The sequence below is a fragment of the Pseudomonas moorei genome (genome assembly GCF_008801475.1).
Classification (GTDB): domain Bacteria; phylum Pseudomonadota; class Gammaproteobacteria; order Pseudomonadales; family Pseudomonadaceae; genus Aquipseudomonas; species Aquipseudomonas moorei.
Genome location: NZ_VZPP01000003.1, coordinates 50,494 through 70,739, shown reverse-complemented (window position 1 = coordinate 70,739; position 20,246 = coordinate 50,494). Strand labels below are relative to the sequence as shown.

At 60.8% G+C, this 20,246-nt stretch carries 14 protein-coding genes and 1 pseudogene; 8 read left to right on the top strand and 7 right to left on the bottom strand.

Annotated features, from left to right (window positions below; translation table 11 throughout):
* Nucleotides 1–70 precede the first annotated feature (70 nt).
* Both ppk2 and F7R06_RS05730 read left to right on the top strand, forming a co-directional pair.
* Nucleotides 71–892 (top strand): polyphosphate kinase 2, encoded by an 822-nt coding sequence (ppk2, locus tag F7R06_RS05735; RefSeq protein ID WP_090321639.1) that lies wholly within the window; start codon nt 71–73, stop codon nt 890–892.
* Between the two features lie 48 nt (nt 893–940).
* Nucleotides 941–2,725, top strand: a complete 1,785-nt coding sequence (locus F7R06_RS05730; protein ID WP_090321642.1) for a SulP family inorganic anion transporter — start codon at nt 941–943, stop codon at nt 2,723–2,725.
* A 23-nt stretch (nt 2,726–2,748) separates the two neighbouring features.
* Here the strand turns inward: F7R06_RS05730 and F7R06_RS05725 are convergent, their stop codons facing one another.
* The 4 genes from F7R06_RS05725 to F7R06_RS05710 are packed head-to-tail and all read right to left on the bottom strand — an operon-like array spanning nt 2,749 to nt 8,822.
* The gene (locus F7R06_RS05725; RefSeq protein WP_090321644.1) at nt 2,749–4,185 is read right to left on the bottom strand and encodes an efflux transporter outer membrane subunit; all 1,437 of its coding nucleotides are present in this window, start codon (nt 4,183–4,185) and stop codon (nt 2,749–2,751) included.
* 1 nt (nt 4,186) lies between these two features.
* The gene (locus F7R06_RS05720) at nt 4,187–7,396 is read right to left on the bottom strand and encodes an efflux RND transporter permease subunit (RefSeq protein WP_090321647.1); all 3,210 of its coding nucleotides are present in this window, start codon (nt 7,394–7,396) and stop codon (nt 4,187–4,189) included.
* Nucleotides 7,393–8,598 carry an efflux RND transporter periplasmic adaptor subunit gene (locus F7R06_RS05715; protein ID WP_245706683.1) on the bottom strand — a complete coding sequence of 402 codons (1,206 nt, stop codon included), beginning with the start codon at nt 8,596–8,598 and terminating at the stop codon, nt 7,393–7,395. The genes F7R06_RS05720 and F7R06_RS05715 overlap by 4 nt, the downstream gene beginning before the upstream one ends.
* Entirely contained in the window at nt 8,586–8,822 is a 237-nt protein-coding gene (locus F7R06_RS05710; RefSeq protein WP_139204782.1) for a hypothetical protein, read from the bottom strand. The genes F7R06_RS05715 and F7R06_RS05710 overlap by 13 nt, the downstream gene beginning before the upstream one ends.
* 170 nt (nt 8,823–8,992) lie before the next feature.
* Between F7R06_RS05710 and F7R06_RS05705 the strand changes: the two genes are divergently transcribed.
* From F7R06_RS05705 to F7R06_RS05695, 3 genes are all read left to right on the top strand, one after another.
* Entirely contained in the window at nt 8,993–10,018 is a 1,026-nt protein-coding gene (locus F7R06_RS05705; RefSeq protein WP_090321650.1) for a GlxA family transcriptional regulator, read from the top strand.
* Between the two features lie 228 nt (nt 10,019–10,246).
* On the top strand, nt 10,247–11,458 hold the full coding sequence (locus F7R06_RS05700; RefSeq protein ID WP_090321652.1) for a M24 family metallopeptidase: 1,212 nt from the start codon (nt 10,247–10,249) through the stop codon (nt 11,456–11,458).
* 223 nt (nt 11,459–11,681) lie between these two features.
* Nucleotides 11,682–13,022, top strand: a complete 1,341-nt coding sequence (locus F7R06_RS05695) for an MFS transporter (protein ID WP_090321655.1) — start codon at nt 11,682–11,684, stop codon at nt 13,020–13,022.
* A gap of 189 nt (nt 13,023–13,211) precedes the next feature.
* Here F7R06_RS05695 and F7R06_RS05690 read toward each other — a convergent pair whose 3' ends face one another.
* Nucleotides 13,212–14,228 (bottom strand): GlxA family transcriptional regulator, encoded by a 1,017-nt coding sequence (locus tag F7R06_RS05690; RefSeq protein WP_090327303.1) that lies wholly within the window; start codon nt 14,226–14,228, stop codon nt 13,212–13,214.
* A gap of 163 nt (nt 14,229–14,391) precedes the next feature.
* On the opposite strand from F7R06_RS05690, the pseudogene F7R06_RS31015 reads away from it, so the two are divergent.
* Nucleotides 14,392–14,527, top strand: a pseudogene (locus F7R06_RS31015) (magnesium chelatase subunit ChlI family protein); the annotation flags it as partial.
* A 6-nt stretch (nt 14,528–14,533) separates the two neighbouring features.
* Here F7R06_RS31015 and F7R06_RS05680 read toward each other — a convergent pair.
* Together F7R06_RS05680 and F7R06_RS05675 are read right to left on the bottom strand one after the other, a co-directional pair.
* Nucleotides 14,534–15,748 (bottom strand): aldose 1-epimerase family protein, encoded by a 1,215-nt coding sequence (locus tag F7R06_RS05680; RefSeq protein ID WP_090321658.1) that lies wholly within the window; start codon nt 15,746–15,748, stop codon nt 14,534–14,536.
* Nucleotides 15,749–15,935: 187 nt separating this feature from the next.
* Nucleotides 15,936–17,816: a sigma-54-dependent Fis family transcriptional regulator gene (locus F7R06_RS05675; RefSeq protein WP_090321661.1), complete on the bottom strand. Its 1,881-nt coding sequence runs from the start codon at nt 17,814–17,816 to the stop codon at nt 15,936–15,938.
* A 343-nt stretch (nt 17,817–18,159) separates the two neighbouring features.
* Here F7R06_RS05675 and F7R06_RS05670 point away from each other — a divergent pair, with 343 nt between their 5' ends.
* Nucleotides 18,160–19,260: an ATP-NAD kinase family protein gene (locus F7R06_RS05670; protein WP_090321663.1), complete on the top strand. Its 1,101-nt coding sequence runs from the start codon at nt 18,160–18,162 to the stop codon at nt 19,258–19,260.
* Nucleotides 19,238–20,215, top strand: coding sequence for a thiamine pyrophosphate-dependent dehydrogenase E1 component subunit alpha (locus F7R06_RS05665; RefSeq protein WP_090321666.1), 978 nt, complete (start codon nt 19,238–19,240; stop codon nt 20,213–20,215). Before F7R06_RS05670 ends, F7R06_RS05665 begins: the two co-directional genes overlap by 23 nt.
* Nucleotides 20,216–20,246 lie beyond the last annotated feature (31 nt).

The window sequence follows — 20,246 nt, the reverse complement described above, 5'->3', positions numbered from 1 at the left end:
AATTCCCTCCAGCGCCACTGCCGGGGTGAACTTTTGTAAGTCAGTGACTGAAAATCGTGAGGTCTTGAACATGGCAAAGGATAAAAAAGGCAGCTCAAAAAGTGCTTCCGCTGAAGGCGCGAAGCTGACAAACAAAGCGTATCTGGCGCAATTGCGCCTGCTGCATGTCGAGCTGGTCAAGCTGCAGGAGTGGGTCAGGGTAAAGGGCATCAAGGTCTGTATTGTCTTCGAGGGGCGCGACGGTGCCGGCAAGGGCGGGACGATCAAGGCACTGACCGAGCGCGTCAACCCGCGGGTCTTTCGGGTGGTGGCCCTGCCAGCCCCGACCGACCGTGAAAAGAGCCAGATGTATGTGCAGCGCTACCTGCCGCACCTGCCGGCGGCTGGTGAAGTGGTGATCTTCGATCGCAGTTGGTACAACCGCGCGGGCGTTGAGCGGGTGATGGGATTCTGCAGTGAAGAACAGGCGGAAAAATTCCTGCTAACGGCCCCCCTCGTAGAACGCGCCATCGTCAACTCCGGGGTTATCCTGCTCAAGTACTGGCTGGAGGTCAGCCCGCAGGAGCAGACCCGTCGACTCGAGGCGCGGATCAAGGACGGGCGCAAAATCTGGAAACTGTCACCGATGGACCTCAAGTCCTATGGCCACTGGTACGACTATTCACGGGCACGAGATGCGATGTTCAAAGCCACCGACACCGAGCATGCGCCTTGGCTGGTCGCGAACTCGAACGACAAGCGCCGGGCCCGCCTCAACATCATCACCGACCTGCTCAGCCGGATACCGTACAAAGAGATCCCGCGCAAGAAGGTGACCTTGCCCAAACGGCAGAAGCCTGGCGGCTATCGCAAGCCGGATTATCCGTTCCGGCAGATCCCGGAAAAATTCTGACCGGTACGTCCACGCGAACCTGCGCCATCGCCAGAGGGCTGAAGTCCCATGAGTCAATCGGATACGACGCCACCCGGGCCGGGGCGGATTGCGCGCAGGGAAACAGGCGCCGACCAACCCGGCTGGAGCCGCTGGCTGCCGGGCCTGCGGATGCTGCGCAGCTACAAGGCTGCCTGGCTGCAGCACGATATCGTCGCCGGCCTGGTACTCACCACCATGCTGGTGCCGGTCGGCATCGCTTATGCGGTGGCCTCAGGTGTCCCCGGTATCTACGGCCTCTATGCGACCATCGTGCCGCTACTCGCCTATGCGTTGTTCGGGCCCAGCCGGATTCTGGTACTGGGGCCTGATTCTTCGCTGGCGGCGGTGATACTTGCGGTGGTCCTGCCATTGTCCGGCGGCGACCCGCAGCGCGCGATCGCCCTGGCGGGCATGATGGCGATCGTCTCGGGGACGGTGTGTATCCTGGCCGGTATCGCGCGCCTGGGCTTCGTCACGGAACTGCTGTCCAAACCGATCCGCTATGGCTACATGAACGGGATCGCGTTGACGGTATTGATCAGCCAGTTACCGAAGTTTTTCGGCTTCTCGATCAACAGCGAAGGCCCCCTGAGAAATCTGTGGGCCATTGCAATGGCGGTGGTCGATGGCAAGACCAATTGGGTCACGTTCGCCATCGGCGCGGCGACCCTGGTGGTGATCCTGCTGCTCAAGGACAAAAAACGTGTGCCGGGGATTTTGATCGCGGTGGCAGGCGCCACGGTGGCCGTGGGAGTGCTGGACCTGGCGTCGCATAACGTAGCGATCCTCGGTTCACTGCCACAAGGCCTGCCGGCGTTCGCCATCCCGTGGATCACCACTGAGGATATCGTTCCGGTGATCATTGGCGGTTGTGCCGTCGCCCTCGTGTCGTTCGCCGACACCAGTGTGCTTTCCCGGGTGTATGCGGCACGCACCCGTTCCTATGTCGATCCGAACCAGGAGATGGTAGGGCTCGGCGTCGCCAATCTGGCGGGTGGGTTGTTTCAAGGCTTCCCGATCAGCAGCAGTTCATCGCGCACACCGGTGGCCGAAGCGGCGGGGGCCAGGACCCAACTGGCCGGCGTCGTCGGTGCACTGGCGGTCGCCGTGCTGCTGATGGTAGCGCCGGACCTGCTGCACAACCTGCCGACCAGTGCCTTGGCCGCTGTCGTGATCGCGTCGGCGATCGGCCTGATCGAAGTCACTGACCTGCTGCGAATCTATCGTATCCAGCGTTGGGAGTTCTGGCTCTCCATCGTCTGCACGATAGGCGTGGCCGTGTTTGGCGCGATCGAGGGCATCGGGCTGGCGATCGTCATTGCGGTCATTGAGTTCCTGTGGGATGCCTGGCGCCCGTACTCCGCCATTCTGGGGCGTGCCGATGGCGTGCACGGCTTTCACGACATCAAACGTTACCCCAACGCGCGCATGCTGCCCGGACTGGTGTTGTTCCGCTGGGACGCACCGTTGTTTTTCGCCAACGCCGAACTGTTCAGTGACCGGGTGCTGGACGCCGTGGCCGCGTCCCCCACGCCCGTGCGCTGGCTGGTCGTGGCAGCGGAGCCGGTGACCAGCGTCGACGTGACCTCCGCCGACATGCTCGCCGAGCTGCACGAAACCTTGCACGAGGCCGGCATCAAATTGTGCGTGGCGGAAATGAAGGACCCGGTCAAGGACAAGCTCAAGCGATTCGGGCTTATGCCGCGGTTCGGCGAATCGGCGTTCTATCCGACGGTGGGCTCTGCCGTGAGCGGCTACCTCAATAACCATCCGCAAGAACGAAAGCCGGGGCTGGACGAGGATTACGAATAAGCGGTGAAGGGGCAACCCGGCGACTACTGGCCAGGTTTGTCCTTGCCGACGACCGTCAGCTTGTCAGCCTCGCTTACCCAACCACCGCCAGTCGCTTTGTACAGATCGATCATGTTGGTGAACACCGAGCCACGGGTGCGGGTGTAATTCAATTCGGCGTCGAACAGGCTGCGCTCGGCGTCCAGCACCTCGATGTAGCTGGTGTAACCGTTGTCGTAGCGCAACCGTGCGTAATGGGCGTAAGTGCTCAGTGCCTCGACCTGCCTGGCCTGGTAATCCATCTGTTCTCTGGATTTACTCGACGCGACCAAGGCATTTTCCACGTCCCTGAACGCCGATTGAATCGCCTGCTGGTAAGTCAGCAGCGCTTGTTTCTGGAAGGCTTCGGCTTGTTGCACCTGCCCGGCGATACCGCCGGCCGTGAAGATCGGCATGCTCGCCGCCACACCATAGGACCAGGTGGAAGCGGGCCCGGTGAACAGGTTCGACAGTTGGGTGCTGGCGGAGCCCAACAGTCCGGTCAAGGAGATTGTCGGGAAGTACTGGGCCTTGGCGGCGCCGATCTGGGCATTGGCCGAGATCAGATTCAGCTCGGCCTGACGCAAATCAGGTCGCCGCTCGAGCAAATCCGACGGTAAGCCGGCCGGCACCGTTGGCAGATTCAGTTGGGCTAGGTCACGGCCGCGGATGATCGGCCCCGGGTTGCGCCCAAGCAGCACGGCCAGGGCGTTTTCCTGTTGCGCGACCAAGGGTTCGAATTGCGCAACCGACGCCTGGGTGCGCTCGAATTCGGATTGGTTCTGCGCCAGTTCCATTTCGGAAATGGTGCCGGCACCGTAGCGCAGTTTGAATATTTCATAGGATTCACCGCGCGCCTTGGCGGTCGTGCGGGCGATTTCCAGCTCCCGGTCGAGATCGCGCAGGGTCACGTAACTCGACGCTACCGAGGCGACCAGACTCAATATCACGCTTCGACGGCCTTCTTCCGAGGCCAGCAAATCGGCACGGGCGGATTCGTCCAGGCGGCGCAAACGGCCCCAGATATCCAGTTCCCAGTTCACGCTGAGAATGGCCTGGTAGTTGTTGAACACCGGATCCACCGATGGATCCAGCGGTACCGGACCGGTGTCTCGCTGCGAACGGGACCGCTGCCCCTGGGCACCCAGCCCGACTTGCGGGAACAACAGGGAGCGGGTCTGGCCGTAACGGCCCTGGAACTCTTCGACCCGCGCGGCAGCAATCTTGATGTCCTTGTTTTCGAGCAGCGCCGTGCGGATCAGGTCATTGAGGACAGGGTCCTGGAACTGCTCCCACCACAGCGTGTTCGACAGATTCTTTGCTTCTTTGTCCGCGTAACGGTAGGCCGCGGGGGTGTCGATATTCGGGTGCTGGTAGTCAGGCCCTACCATGCAACCCGCCAGGCCCAGGCACAACAACAGTGGGAAAGGAGGCTTACGCATCTCAATCCCCCTCATGTCGGTTTTGTGCCGCGCCGTCGGGAATCGTCGGAGCCTGCGTCAGTGCCGGCGGCTTGGCAGCCTTTTGGGCGTTGTCCTTTTCCCCGAACATTCGCTCTATCAGGTAATAGAACATGGGGATGAAGAAGATCGCGATCACCGTCGCCGCCAGCATGCCGCCAATCACCCCGGTACCAATGGAGTGGCGGCTGTTCTCCGAGGCACCGACGGCGATGGCCAGCGGAACGCAGCCGAGGATGAACGCCAGGGACGTCATCACGATAGGGCGCAGACGTTCTTTTGCGGCGGTCATGGCGGCGTCGTAGGCCGACATGCCGGTTTCCCGGTTCAGTACCGCAAACTCGAAAATAAGGATGGCGTTCTTGGCGGCCAGGGCCACCAGCATGGTCAAGCCGATCTGGAAGTAGACGTCGTTGCTCAAGCCCCGAAGCAGGACGGCGAGCAGGGCACCGAACAAGGCAAAGGGGACGGCCAGCAGCACACCCACGGGCAGCGACCACTTTTCGTACTGCGCCGCGAGGATCAGGAACACCATCACCAGGCCGAAGATGAACACCTGGGAGGAGGCACCGCCACTCTTTTTCTCCTCGAATGCCTCGCCGCTCAAGGCCAGCGCATAGTCATTGGTCATGATTTCCGCGCTGATTTCTTCCAGGGCCTTGAGTGCCTGGCCGGAGCTATAGCCCGGTGCGGGGTTCGCCGTGAGTTTGACCGCCGGGAAGTTGTTGAAACGGGTCAGCAGGTCGGGGCCGGTGACGTAGCGGGTGGTCAGCAAGGCCTTGAGCGGCACCATGTCGAGGTTTTTGCTGCGCACGAAGATCTCCTGCAGGTCCTCGGCCTTTAAGCGATACTCCGGTTCGGCCTGCAAAATCACCTGCCACAGGCGACTGAACTTGTTGAATTGCGAGATGTAGAGCGAGCCGAACATGGTCTGCATCGCGCTGTAGACATCTTCGACCGGCACGCCCAGGGATTCCGCTTTCTCCCGATCGACGTCGACCATCAATTGACGGGAAAACACATTGAAGGTGGAGGTGATGACACCCAGCTCAGGACGTGTCTTGGCCTTCGCCACCAGATTGGCGACCAGTTCCGCCAGTTGACCGACACTGCCGTCGCCCTTGCTTTGCACCCAGACCTCCATGCCACCGGTGGTACCCAGGCCGGGAATGGACGGTGGGTTGACCGGCAAAATGATCCCGCCCTGAACCGTGGAAAACGCCCGCGCGGCTTTCTGAATCACCGCCGAGGCGCTTTGTGCCTTGATGGTTTCGGAGTCTTTGTAACGCCCCTCGAAATCTTTGAAGCCGACGAAAAATGCACCGGCATTGTTCTTGTTCTGGCCGTCGAGCAGGCTGTAGCCGTTCACAATCGCAACACCTTCGACGGCCTCGTCGTTCATGAAGAAATCACTGGCTACTTTGCCCACTTCTCCGGTGCGATCCAGGCTGGCGGCGTCGGGCATGATCACCGCGCCGAGCAAGTAGCCCTGGTCTTCCGGTGGCAGGAACGCGCTGGGGATACGCTGAGCCATCAACAGGATCAGCACGACCATGCCGGCAAAAAGCAGCAACGCCAGCACGAAGCGCTTGATCATGAAGGCCACCGAGCGTGAATAGCCCTCGGTCATGCGCTCGAAATTGCGTTCGAACCAGCGGAAAAAGGCGTTCTTGTCACCGTGCTGCGGCTTGAGCAGCAGGGCGGCCAGGGCAGGGGACAGGGTCAGGGCGACCAGGCCGGAAATCACCACGGAAATGGCGATGGTGATCGCGAACTGTTTATAGAGCTGACCGGTGATACCGCCCATGAACGCCACCGGAATGAACACCGCGCACAGCACCAGCACAATAGCCACCACCGGGCCTGCCACTTCATCCATCGCCCGTTTTGCCGCGTCCTTGGGCGTCATCTTGTGCACATGCATGTTGCGTTCGACGTTTTCGATCACCACGATCGCGTCGTCCACCACGATACCGATGGCCAGCACCATGCCGAACAACGTCAGCATGTTCACCGAAAATCCGAGGGCGGACATGCCGATGAAGGTGCCGACAATCGACACCGGCACCGCGATTACCGGAATCAGCGTCGCTCGCAGGCTCTGGAGGAAGATGTAGACCACGATGACCACCAGCACCAGGGCTTCGAAGAAGGTGTGGATCACCTCGGAAATCGAAGCACGGGTAAAGGCCGTAGTGTCCATCACGATCTTGTACTCGATGCCCTCGGGAAACGTGGCCTTCATGTCCGACAGGGTCTTGGTCACCGCCGCGGAAACGTCGAGGGCGTTCGCGCCGGGTTGCTGGTACACGGAGATCAATGTCGCCGGCCGGCCCTGATAGGTGCTGCGCAGGGAATAGTCCTTTTGCCCGAGTTCGGCGCGCCCGACGTCCTTGAGTCGAACGATGGCAGCGCCGTTGTTACTGGCGCGCAAGATGATGTTCTCGAACTCCGATGGCTCGGTCAGGCGTCCCTTGGTGGTCACGGCAAACGACTGCTCCACGGGTTGCCCCGTTGGCGACTGACCGACCCGGCCCACGGCGAACTGCTGGTTCTGATTGGCCACGGCTTTCTGCACATCGGCGGCGGTGATGCCCAACTGGGCCATGCGGTCGGGCTTGAGCCAGATCCGCATGGCGTAGTCCGGCGTACCGAAGATACTGGCCTGGTTCGCCCCCGGAATGCGCTTGATCGCATCGAGGATATAGAGGTTGGCGTAGTTGGCGACGTAGGTGCTGTCGTAGCGATCGCCGGGGGAATACACCGCAAGCACCATCATGAACGCCGACGATTTTTTCTGTACCTGGATGCCCTGGCTCTGCACGGCGGAGGGCAGTTGCGGCAAGGCCAGGTTGACCCGGTTCTGCACGTCGACCTGGGCCAGCGACGGATCGGTGCCGATTTCGAAGAACACGTTGAGGGTCATGTTGCCCGTCGCGGAGCTCGACGAGTTCATGTAGATCATGTTGTCGGCGCCGTTGACCTGTTGCTCGATGGGCGCGGCCACGTTATTGGCCACGACCTGCGCATCGGCACCGGGGTAGGTCGCCGCCACCGTAATCTGTGGCGGCGTGATGTCCGGGTACTGCGCAACGGGCAGTTTGAGCATGGCCACTGCACCGGCCAGGGTGATGATGATGGAGATCACCGAGGCGAAGATCGGCCGATCGATGCAATAGTGGGAAATGCTCATTGGCTTTTCCCGCCATTGGCTTTTGCCGCTTGTCCTTCGGCTGCGCCTGTTGACGCGGCACCAGGTGCATCGACAATGTTCAATGGCCCGCCCGGCGTGACCCTGATCGCGCCATCGACCACGATGCGCTCGCCAGCCCGCAGGCCCTTGTTGATGAACCAGTTGTCCCCTTGCCAATCGCCCACTTCAACCACCCGTTGCTCGGGTTTGCCTTCGGCATTGAGGACCCATACGAAGTGACTCTTGGCACCTTCGAGCACGGCCTTTTGCGGCACGAGAATGGCGTTGGGCCGGGATGCGCCTTTGGCCAGCGCCCGCACAAACTGGCCCGGACGGAGCTGGCCATTGGGGTTGGCGAACACTGCGCGAACCAGGAAGGTGCCGGTGCCCTGGCTGTAGGCAGGCGCAAGAAAATTCAACTTGCCCGTGTTGGGGAACAAGGTGCCGTCCGCCAGGACCACTTCAACGGTAAATTCACTGCGCGGCGGGAAAATGAGATGGCCGGCGGCGATTTCGTCGCGGTACTTCAGGGTTTCGTTTTCCGACAGGCTGAAGTTGACGTACATCGGGTCCATCTGTGACACCGACGTCAGCAACCCCGACTCGCCTGGCGTCACATAACTGCCTTCCTGCTTCTTTGCATAGCTGGAAAGTCCGGTGAGGGGAGAGGTGATGGTGGTGTAGCTGAGGTTCAACTGCTCGGTGCGCACAGTACCCTCTGCGGCCAATACGGCGGCACGGGTCTCACGCTCGTTGCCGACGGCATTGTCCAGGTCCATCTTGCTGACCGCATTCTGCGCCGCCAGTGGCTTGACCCGGGCCAGCGTAGCCTTGGCCACTTCCCAGCGGGCCTGCTGCTGGGCCAGTTGACCCTGGGCCGACACCAGCGCGGCTTCAAAGGGTTTACGGTCCATCTGGAACAGCGTCTGCCCGGCTTTCACCAGATCGCCTTCGGTGTACAGCCGCTTGTCCAGGAATCCGGCCACGCGGGCACGGATTTCCACCTCGCGGGAACTCTGGGTCTGGGCGACAAATTCAAAAGTCACTGGCGTGTCGCGAGCGGTGACCGTCATGACCGTCACTTCAGGAGGCTTGCGCGCCGGGGAATCCGGTTCTTTGCCGCAGCCGCCCAACAGGACGAAAATCCCCAGCAAACTGGCAACTGGCAGGCCGAAACCGCTGGAAAATTTCACGCCGCCCATGCCGATGCTCCCTCAAGGTCGATGAAGCAAGCGTAGCTAGCATTGCTTTGGATACCAGTGATCCAAAGCAATTCTGGTTCAAAAAAATACCGACCGTGCAGAGGTGACGATTGGCTTTGATCGGGAGGGGGGCGCAAAAGGTCGAGCCTGGCCATTTCTGGCGTCGAGCCAAGTGTTTCGTTGTTAATGCAATTCGCTTTTGCCTGATAGTGATCGGGACGCATTGACACTCATGACCCGGGCTTGCCCTTGGCAGTGGCGAGCATTCAGGAGTCGAAATCTGACAAACCCAGCTCCCCCCGGGCACCGACAATCAGGTGCATTGCTGCCACCTTTGACGCGGCGTGGAGATCGACATGGTTATCAAAGCCCTTGGCCAACGGGAGCGTGGAAAATGCTGCCATTGACCGAATCCGACCGGCTCCGGACGCCAGTGCTGCAGATAGGTTTCTGGTTGGTGGAAGCCTTTGACTTTTATGCCCTGGCCAATGCACTGGAGCCACTGCGGCTGGCCAATCAGATAGCGGGGCGCCGTGTCTGCCAGTGGCAGATCCTTAGCCTGGAGGGGCAGCAGTTGCATGCCAGTAACGGCATCGCAACCGCCACTGCGCGACTGGATCAAGCGCTGCCGCTGGATGTGTTAATCCTCTGTGGCGGCGATGACTTGCCTCTTCGGCCGGATCATTCGGACCTGTGCACTCGGCTGCGCCACTGGGCGGCGCAACCGATAGGCCTGGGAGCCTTGGGCAATGCCGGATGGCTGCTGGCGAAGATTGGCGCGCTGGATGGGTTCCGCTGCAGCCTGCCCGAGCCAGACCCTTCAATGAAGACGGCGGCCTATAGCGAGTTGACTCCGGTAGCCGCGCCGTTTTGTGTCGATCGCCAACGGTTGACCTGCGTGGGTCCGCAGGCCGTCCAGGGGTTGATGCACGAAGTGATCGGCCGGACCCACGGTCGTGGCCTGATCCTGCGAATGGAAAAATACGCAGCACGCCAGTCCCGCCCGCTGCTGCCGATGCATGAGGCCCCGGCAAAACTTCAGGCAACACTGGCATTGATGAACGAGCACTTGTGCCGAACGCTGGGGATCGATGAACTGGCCGAGACCATGGGCGTTTCCCGCAGACACCTTGAGCGGCTGTTCAAAAGCAGCCTGGGCTGTTCGCCGTCCAGGCACTACCTGGATTTGCGCCTGCAACGGGCGCGACAGTTATTGCGCGACGGTGAACAGACCCTGGCGACTGTCGTTGGGGCGTGCGGATTCGTTTCGCTGCAACATTTCATTCGTTGCTATCGGCAGTACTTCGGCGCACACCCTCGCGAGCACATGGGCATGAACCTGCCTGCAAAGGCCCAGGGTGCTCCGGCCTCCTTGCGCATGGCACCGGTCCGGTCGCGAGCCTCTTCGTTGTCCCACTGACACACAAGCCTTTTGCCAATGCCTCCGCCAAGCGCCTGTATCGCGCTTGCCGGGGGCATTTTGCGTTCTGTCGCCGTGGTCTTCAGGCGTGCCGTCGCAAACAGCGGGTATGGCCAATTACAGGTCGGATTCGCACAAAAAACCACACTTTGCATCTGTTCGAATGATCTTCAGCGGCCCGCCAGATTGGCGCCTTCTGTAGCTCAAACAATGACAAGGATAAATGACATGCAAATGCCGAAAACCATCCAGATCAAGAACGGCGAAAAAACCACCCCGACGTTCTCGGCCCAGGAATATGCCAACCGCCAGGCCAAATTGCGGGCTTATCTGGCGCAGAACAACATCGACGCGGCCGTCTTCACGTCCTACCACAACATCAACTACTACAGTGATTTCCTCTATTGCTCGTTCGGTCGCTCATACGCGCTGGTGGTGACCCAGGACAGCGCTGTGACCATCAGCGCCAACATCGACGGCTGTCAGCCATGGCGCCGTACCGTCGGCACGGAAAACATCGTTTATACCGACTGGCAGCGCGACAACTTCTTCGTCGCGATCCAGCAGGCCTTACCGAAGGCCGGACGCATCGGCATTGAGTTCGACCATCTGAACCTGCTCAATCGCGACAAACTCGCCAGCCGCTATCCGCAGGCCGAACTGGTGGACGTAGCCGCCCCCTGCATGCGTATGCGTATGATCAAGTCCGCCGAGGAACACGCGATCATCCGTCAGGGTGCCCGGGTAGCGGACATCGGTGGTGCCGCCATCGTCGAAGCCTTGCGTGATCAGGTTCCGGAATACGAAGTGGCCCTGCACGCCACTCAGGCCATGGTGCGCGAAATCGCCCGTACCTTCCCGGACTCCGAACTGATGGACACCTGGACCTGGTTCCAGTCCGGCATCAACACCGACGGCGCGCATAACCCGGTCACCTCGCGCAAGGTCAACAAGGGCGACATTCTCAGCCTCAACTGTTTCCCGATGATCGCCGGTTACTACACGGCCCTGGAACGCACCTTGTTCCTGGACCACTGCTCTGACGAGCATCTGCGCCTGTGGGAAGTCAACGTCAAGGTGCACGAGGCCGGCCTCAAACTGATCAAGCCGGGCATGCGCTGCTGCGATATCGCGTTGCAGTTGAACGAGATCTTCCTGGAACACGATCTGCTGCAATACCGCACCTTCGGCTATGGTCACTCCTTCGGGACCCTGAGCCACTACTACGGCCGCGAAGCAGGACTGGAACTGCGCGAAGACATCGACACCGTTCTGGAGCCGGGGATGGTGGTTTCGATCGAACCGATGATCATGCTGCCCGAAGGCCTTCCGGGTGCGGGCGGTTATCGTGAACACGACATACTGATCGTCAACGAGGAGGGCGGGGAAAACATCACCAAGTTCCCGTATGGCCCGGAACACAACATCATCAAAAAGTAAGACCTTGCGCCGCACAGTGATCCTGTGCGGCGTTTGATTTTGATGTGCGGCTAAACAGCTTTCCGGCGACCGAGTCAAACCGAAAAAAAACGCATGCGCACCCAGAGCGCGCAGCATCTACTGACCCTTAACCCTGCCAAGTACAACAATAGAGGGTATATGTCATGTTCTTAGTCCCGACTTCTCATTACGATCAACTCACCGCCAGCATTGGAGGTGGCCAATGAACACCCAAAGCGCAAGCCTGACGCCGACCCTGGCCCAGAAATTAGAACAGACCGCCGAGCGCAAAGCCCTGCGCCGCGCTGCCAGTGCCAGTTTCATGGGTAATTTCGTCGAATGGTTCGACTACGCGGCCTACGGCTATCTGGCCACCGTCATCGCCCTGACGTTCTTTCCGCAAACCGACAAGGCCACCGCGTTGCTGGCGACGTTCGCGGTGTTCGCGCTGTCGTTTATCGTCCGCCCGCTGGGGGGACTGGTCTGGGGCCACTTCGGTGACAGGTACGGGCGGCGCAGTGCGTTGTCCTGGTCGATCCTGATCATGTCTGTCTCGACCTTCTGCATTGGCATTCTGCCGACCTACAACCATATCGGCCTGTGGGCACCGGCGTTGTTGTTGCTGATTCGCTTGTTCCAGGGCTTCTCCGCGTCGGGTGAATACGCCGGAGCCTCGGCCTTTCTCGCCGAATATGCCCCTGAGGGCAAACGCGGTTTGTACACCAGCATCGTCCCGGCCAGTACGGCGGCCGGCTTGCTGTTCGGCGCGGTGTTTGTGGCCGGCTTGCATTCATGGATGAGTGTCGAGGACCTGCACAGCTGGGGCTGGCGCTTACCCTTCCTGCTGGCCGCGCCATTCGGCCTGGTGGGGCGCTATATCCGCATGAGCCTGCAGGACACGCCCAAGTTCCTGGAGATGGAGAAACGCCTGGAGGCGAAGGAGTGCGCAACCCCGGCGCCGATTCGCGAATTGCTGACGGTGCATCGGCGCAGCGTGATCATCGGGATCGGCGTGACCTGCCTGAATGCCGTGGCGTTCTACCTGTTGCTCAGCTACATGCCGACCTACCTGTCCACCGAAATGGGCATGACCGAGAGTGATTCGTTCCTGGCGTCGACGGTGTCGCTGGCCACCTACATCGGCCTGATTTTCCTGATGGGCAAGCTGTCGGACCGATTCGGGCGCAAGACCATGTTGCTGACGGCTTCGGTGTTGTTCCTGCTGCTGACATTTCCGCTGTTCGGGATGCTCGAGAATCAACCGCTGATTGTGATTCTGATGATCCAGATTGCGTTCGGCGCGATCCTGGCCATGAATGATGGCACCTTGCCGTGCTTCCTCGCCGAGATATTCCCCACCCGCGTACGCTTCAGCGGATTTGCCTTCAGCTTCAACATCGCCAATGCGGTGTTCGGTGGCACCGCGCCGTTTATCGCGACCTGGCTGATTCAACTGACCGGCAACAAAATGGCCCCGGCCTGGTACCTGCTGGCGGCAGCGGCGGTGGCCTTGATTGCCATGCTGGCGAGCCGGGAAACGGCGCATAAGGCGTTGCAGGACTGACCTGCACTCGGTGAACGCTTGGACGCCATCGCCAGCCAGCTCGCTCCCACAGGGGATCTTCAGTGGATGTCGAATCGATGTTCACAAAGATCAAATGCGGGAGCGAGCTTGCTCGCGAAGAGCCCAGTCACACCCACATCACTCTTTAGCGGCAGCGCGGCTTCGCGAGCAATTGCATCGTTTGCCGCACTAATGTGCGGCAGCGACTTGTTTACGCTCACCAATGGGCGATACACCGAAGAAACGGCTGTAGCACTTGGAGAAGTGCGCCGGGGAAACGAAGCCGCAGGCGAGGGCAATGTCACGAACCTGCGATTCGCTGCGAAGCAGTAATTGTCGTGCCCGTGAAAGGCGCAGTTCCAGGTAGTACTGACTCGGTGTGCGTTGCAGATGCTTGTGGAACAGACGCTCCAGTTGGCGGACCGATACCTCGTTCAACCGCGCCAGTTCCTCCAGGCCTACCGGCTCCTCAAGGTTGGCCTCCATGATCGCCACCATCTGGCTGAGCTTGGGCTGCGAAGTGCCCAGCTTTTGCCGCAATGGAACACGCTGTTGCTCCTGAGCCCCTCGTACCCGATCGCACAACAGCAACTCGGCCGCATGGGCCGCAATTTCACGACCACCCGGTTCGCGGGCAATCAATTGCAGGGTCATGTCCATGGACGCCACGCCACCGGAACAGGTGTAGCGATCACGGTCGAGCTCGAACAACTGGTTGGAAATAATGATCCCCGGGAAACGCTCCTTCAGGGCTTCGATGTCTTCCCAGTGAATCGTGCAGCGATAGCCTTTGAGCAAGTCGGCGCGAGCCAGCAGGTGGCTGCCGGTGCAAATCCCGCCCAGCGGCACCTGATCGTGCGCCAGTTTGCGCAACCAGTTGATGAGCGGTCGGCTGCTGTGATTGGAGACGATCGGGTTTGATCCGACCACGAACAGCATGTCGAGCCTGGGCGCATCGGCGATGGTGTAGTCAGGCAGGATGCGCATGCCGTTGCTGGCCGTCACCGGGTCCAGACTGGCGGCGATGATGACCGTGCGGAACATCGTCTGGCGCGCCGCCAGATTGGCCATGCGCAGGGTTTCCACGGCCGAGGCGAAGCCGATGGTGGTGAAGTTGGGGATGACCAGAAAGCCGACGGTTTTCACCGGCCGTTGTTCATTCGTCGAACGTCCTGCAGGGGGCCTGGCCGCCTGGAGTTTCGCCATCATTACCGCTCCTCAACTGCATCAGTGACGTGCTCTGCGACAAGCAGCGACAGGGCCACGTCATCTCGTTTTGTTGTTGTCAGCCCGGTGTACGGGGTACTGGATATTACACCGGGTGGCCGCTCAATAGGCCATCACAGAATGAACAGGCAGCATTCGTGTGGAGCGTTTAACAGTGTCGTTGCAAGCAGCCCATCGACCGCTCAAGGTCGCACACACGGGTGGACCTTGAGCATGCCGAGTGGATCAGGCGCGAACATTTGGCCGAGGCGCGGCGATATCGGCCGACAATGAACTAGCCGGTGTCACCCCTTGGTCAGATCAACCAGCGGCGTCTGCCGCACCTCAGTCTCGCGCCCCCCCTGAATCTCGCTCACCTGCTTCAAGGCCTTATCCACGGCCGCCTTATCCGCCAACAAGCTGTAGCTGATGCGGAACTGCTTGTGTTCCTTCGGCCCAATGGTCGGTACCAGGTTCAGTGGCCGCTGATAACGGCGGTTATAGGAAAAACTTGTCCCCGGCTCCAGCCCCGTGACATAGCCCTGGCCTTGGGTATCGGTGTTTTTCCACAGAGAAAACACGGGCAGTGTCTGCGTGTTGAAACCGACCGAAACACCCAGGCTGCCGGCCTTGTTATGTAACACGGTCAACGTATCGCCCTTGGCATCGGCATACGGCACCACGTTATAAACCGTTTCGTCGTAGTCCTTGGTCGGTGCGCGGTAGGTTTGCCAGTCGGGCAGGTCGCCCTTGGCCTTGTCGTTGAACGGTGACACCTGTTTCACCGGTGCGGAGAAACGAGCGCCTTGCTCCAGGAACGGGGTGCTTAAGTTACTGTGATACAGCGCCTGGTATTCCTTCGGATAGTCACCGTTATTGGTCAGGGTGTCGTTGAGGGCGAACACCACGCTGCCGGGTTCGGTGACCAGTTCGGTCGCCACAGAGAAGTCGACCTTCTTGAACGCCTGTTCTTTCAATTCGCCGCGCAGGGTGATGGCGTACGGTGGTTTTTCATCGATGTGCAGGGTGACGGTGTTCGCAGGAATGTTGGCGGCCCGACCGTGCAGGGTCAGCAGTTCGCCGTTGTCGACACCGGGGTGGCCGACCCATTCGTATCCGCAGCGGGTGACCAGCTCATTGAATCCTTCCAGCCAGCCCAGACCACCACGGCCATTGAGTTCGATAAAGGCCGGATTGACCACTTCCTTGACCGGCGAATCCCAGCCCATGCGCACATTGCCGACCGAGGCGTGCAAGACGTTCATTCCACGAGTCGGCACGACCGAGAGTTTCATCGTGCCGTTATCGATGTCGACGATGCTGACGCCTTCCTGCCGACCGCCGTGCAAGGTGCGCAGGGTGACACTGAAGGGTTTGTCGGTTTTTACGCCGAGTTGCTGGCTGGTGATCTGCCAGTCCTGGGCGGCTTTGTCGGTGTCTAGAAGAACGTAATCCCAGGCCATGGCGTGGGAGGCAGCGGACAGTGCGCTGAGGGCAACAAAGAGTTTGAGCGGGGTCATGGCAGCAGCCTTTCTTGGAGTTGTGCCATTTTTATAGACTTGATGAAACGTTTCAGCAAGCTGAAAAAGCGAAAAACCTCCCGCACATTCCAAGAACTATTCGGGGCAAATCGGAAAATCGAGTCGATGGAATCGCGATCAGGCCGCCGAGGCGCCGGCTACTTTCAATCCACGTGTCGTGACAGGCTTACACCTGGCTTCTGCCAGGCATGTCGATCCCGTGCTGATGCACCCGCCGATACAGGGTTGCCCGTGAGATACCCAATGCCTTGGCAGCGGCGGTGGGTTTCCAGCGGTGGCGCACCAAGGCATCGAGTAGGGCCTGACGTTCCGGGCTCGCACAGCCATCGATGGTTGGTCCATCAAGTCGGTGATCTTGCAACTGCTCGGGCAAATGGCTGACCTGAATCAGGTTTGAATCGCACACCGCGCAGGCATAACGCAGCACATGCCGTAACTGACGTACGTTACCTGGCCAGCGGTAGCCGAGCAGGCATTCCAGAGCCGCACCTCCCAGTTGCATCGGTTCCGCGCAAAGCGTCGATTCCTCATCGAGAATCCGGTTGATCAGCGCCAACCGGTCACTACGCTCGCGCAACGGCGGTAACTGGAAGCGCGCACCATTCAAACGAAAGTAGAGGTCTTCCCGAAACTCACCCGAGGCGACCAGTCCTTCCAGATCGCGGTGGCTTGCGCAGACGACCTGAAGGTCGATCGCTCTGCTGCGTGAAGCTCCCAGAGGCGCCACTTCACCCTCTGCAAGAACCCGCAGCAGCCGTGTTTGCAAGGGCAGGGGCATGTCGCCGATTTCATCGAGAAACAGAGTGCCGCCATCGGCCTGTTCCAGCAGCCCTTGCATGCCCTTGCTCGAGGCACCTGTGAAGGCACCGGCGACATAGCCAAATAATTCGCTTTCGATCAGGTTCTCGGGGATCGCCGCGCAGTTCACCGCAACGAACGGCCGCTCGCGGCGCTGGCTGGCTTGGTGCAACTGACGGGCGAAGACTTCCTTGCCGGAACCGGTTTCGCCCTGGATCAGCACCGGCAGGTTGCGGTCTTTAACCCGCACGGCAAGACGCAGGCTTTCTTCCAGTCGCGGGTCGAGTTCGGCGGGTGTCAGTGCCAGTCGCGAAGCGTTGCGCTTCACCCGCCGTGGCACGTTAAGACGACCGTGCACTTGCGTGTGGCCATCCTGGCTGTGCAACAGGCACAGCGACTCGTCTCTGATCCGATGCAGCAACTGCTGATCGAACACTTGGCCAATGTGTTCCGGCAGTTGACCAAAACTGTGCAACAGCCATTGGCGCGCAGCAGGGTTCAACGCCTGCAGGCAGCCGTCGTCGTCCCAGGCGAGCAAGTAATCGGGTTGGCTGTCGACGTAGCCTGGGCTGCTGTGGGCTCGCAGCACCCAATAGCCCTGGGCGCTGCTCATGAAAAATGCCTGTTCGATTTCACGCGCGCTCTGCACCACCATCTGCCGGATCAGGTGTTGGGAGCGGCGGTCGTCGGGTGAGCGCACCGCCGACACATCGAGCACCCCGAGCAGTTCCCCCTTGGGGTCGAAGACCGGCGCGGCCGAGCAGGTGAGTCCGATGAAGGCGGCGCGAAAATGATCGCGTTTGTGGACGGTGACCGGCGTTCGCGCAGTCAGTACCGCCGCCACGCCACACGTACCTTCCTCACCCTCCGACCAGCAAGTGCCGAGGTAAAGACCGGCCTTGCGGCAGTCATTGCGGATGGAGGATTCGACACGGTAATCGATGGTCTGGCCCTGAGCGTCGGTGAGCAGGACGCAGTAGTCGGCATCGCGGACCCGACCGTGGAGGCGGGCGACTTCTTCACTGGCGATGCGCAAGAACAGCTCGGAGCGCTCGCGGCATTCCTGCAGCACGTTCTGCGAGAGGATCCGTGGTCCTTGTAGCGAGCCGGGATCCAGGTGGTGTTGCTCCATGGAGCGGCGCCAGGAGTCGAGAATCAGGTCCGACACAGGCAGCTGCGGCAAATGTCCGGCATTTTTCAAAACACGGCTGACGCAATCCACATGCGCCTTTGAGTGTGCGGAAAGCATTAAGGCCTCCGGTTCCATCTTCTTTTAGTTGTGCGGCTATTAAGCGCCGTTCATGGGTCACAGACAAGTGTCGAGGCAAGCGGGGCCGGCGGTGAGACGCGACGTCTCACCGTCTCGCCGCCACCTCGTGCAGCCTGACATGACGCGTCTCATTCGGAATGGATTCGGGCCACCCATGGGTGACCATCGGAACGCTCTACGGCGGGCTTTTTCAGGCGTTTTTGCAGACCTGGCACCGGCCTTGCTCTAGCTCTGGCAACCAGCCCGACTGGCCACCCAATAATAAAAAGAGGTGCCCGATGTCCTGCCGAAACCCTTTCCTTGATCTGCCGATGGTGGCGTCATGAGTCGTGCGCCGCTGACCGTAGGCATCATTGCCAACCCGGCCTCCGGCCGCGACGTGCGGCGACTGACCGCCAACGCCGGGTTGTTTTCCAGCACCGACAAGGTCTCGGTGATCCAGCGCTTGCTGGCGGCCTTTGGCGCCACGGGTGTCGAACGGGTGCTGATGCCCACGGACATGACCGGGATTGCCGCCGCCGTGCTGAAAAACAGCCACGGCCGCCAGGCGCGCAGCAGCCACTGGCCGGCCCTTGAGTTTCTCGACCTGACCCTGCGCCAAAGCGTCGAGGACACCCGCCTCGCGGCACGCTGGATGGCTGAACGCGGTGTTGCGCTGATTGCGGTGCTGGGCGGTGACGGCACTCACAAGGCGGTGGCCGCTGAAGTGGGCGACATTCCGCTGCTGACGCTGTCCACCGGCACCAATAACGCCTTTCCGGAATTACGTGAAGCCACCAGCGCCGGGTTGGCCGGCGGGCTGTTTGTCAGTGGGCGGATCCCGCCCGAGATCGCCTTGCGCCGCAACAAACGCTTGCTGGTGCGCGAACCGAGTCGTGGCCTGTGCGAGATGGCCCTGGTGGACGTGGCGGTGTCCTCGCTGCCCTTTGTCGGCGCACGGGCCATCAGTCGCGGGGCCGATCTGGCCGAGGTCTTTGTGACCTTTGCCGAACCTCAGTCCATTGGCATCTCGGCTCTTTGCGGCTTGTGGTTTCCCGTGTCACGCCACGCGCCTGGCGGAGCCTGGATGCGACTCGATGCGCGATCGCCCGAAGCGCTGTTGGTGCCTCTGGCTCCAGGCCTGCTGCAAGGCTGCGGTGTGCTCGCGGCCGGAAGCCTTGAACCCGGGGTCGCCCATCGTCTGTGCCTGGTCAGCGGAACCCTCGCTCTGGATGGCGAGCGCGAGATCGAATTCAACGCCCATGACCGGCCCACGGTCACTCTCGATGCCGGCGGTCCGCTGAGCATCGATGTCAATGCGACCCTGGCCCATGCCGCGCAACAGCGACTACTGGCCATCGGTAGCGAGCACCCGCAACACCCTCTGAACCTTGAATCACAAGACACCCTGGAGAATAAAAATGTCGACACAGCTGACCGCTGATCAATTGCTGCATGCCTATCAGGTGATGCGCACCATCCGCGTCTTTGAAGAGCGCCTGCACGTGGAATTTGCCACCGGTGAGATTCCCGGTTTTGTCCATCTGTATGCCGGCGAAGAGGCCTCGGCCGCCGGGGTCATGGCCCACTTGGGGGATGACGATTGCATTGCCTCCAACCACCGTGGTCACGGCCACTGCATCGCCAAAGGCGTCGATGTGTACGGGATGATGGCCGAGATCTACGGCAAGAAAACCGGGGTCTGCCAAGGCAAAGGCGGCTCCATGCACATCGCCGATTTCGAGAAGGGCATGCTCGGTGCCAATGGCATTGTGGGGGCCGGTGCGCCGCTGGTCGTGGGCGCGGCGCTGGCTGCGAAACTCAAGGGCACTGACAGTGTTGCGGTGGTGTTCTTTGGCGACGGTGGTTCCAACGAAGGGGCGGTGTTCGAAGCGATGAACATGGCCTCGGTGTGGAATCTGCCGTGCCTTTTCATTGCCGAGAACAACGGTTACGCCGAAGCCACGGCCTCCAACTGGTCGGTGGCCTGCGATCACATCGCCGACCGCGCAGCCGGTTTCGGCATGCCCGGCGTCACGGTGGACGGTTTCGACTTCTTCGCCGTTCACGAAGCCGCCGGTGCCGCCGTGAAACGGGCCAGGGCCGGGGAGGGGCCGTCGCTGATCGAGGTCAAACTGACTCGCTATTACGGTCACTTTGAAGGCGATGCCCAGACCTATCGGGCGCCGGACGAGGTCAAGCATTTCCGCGAGCACAACGATTGTTTGATGCAGTTCCACGATCGCGTCATCCGCGCCGGGCGGGTGCAGGCCAGCCAGTTGGACCAGATCGACAGCGAGGTGGACCTGCTGATCGAGAACGCCGTGCGCAAGGCCAAGTCCGACCCCAAGCCAAGCGCGGCCGACCTGCTTTCCGACGTCTACGTTTCCTATCCCTGAACGCCCCCATAACAAGAATCGAGACCTTCAT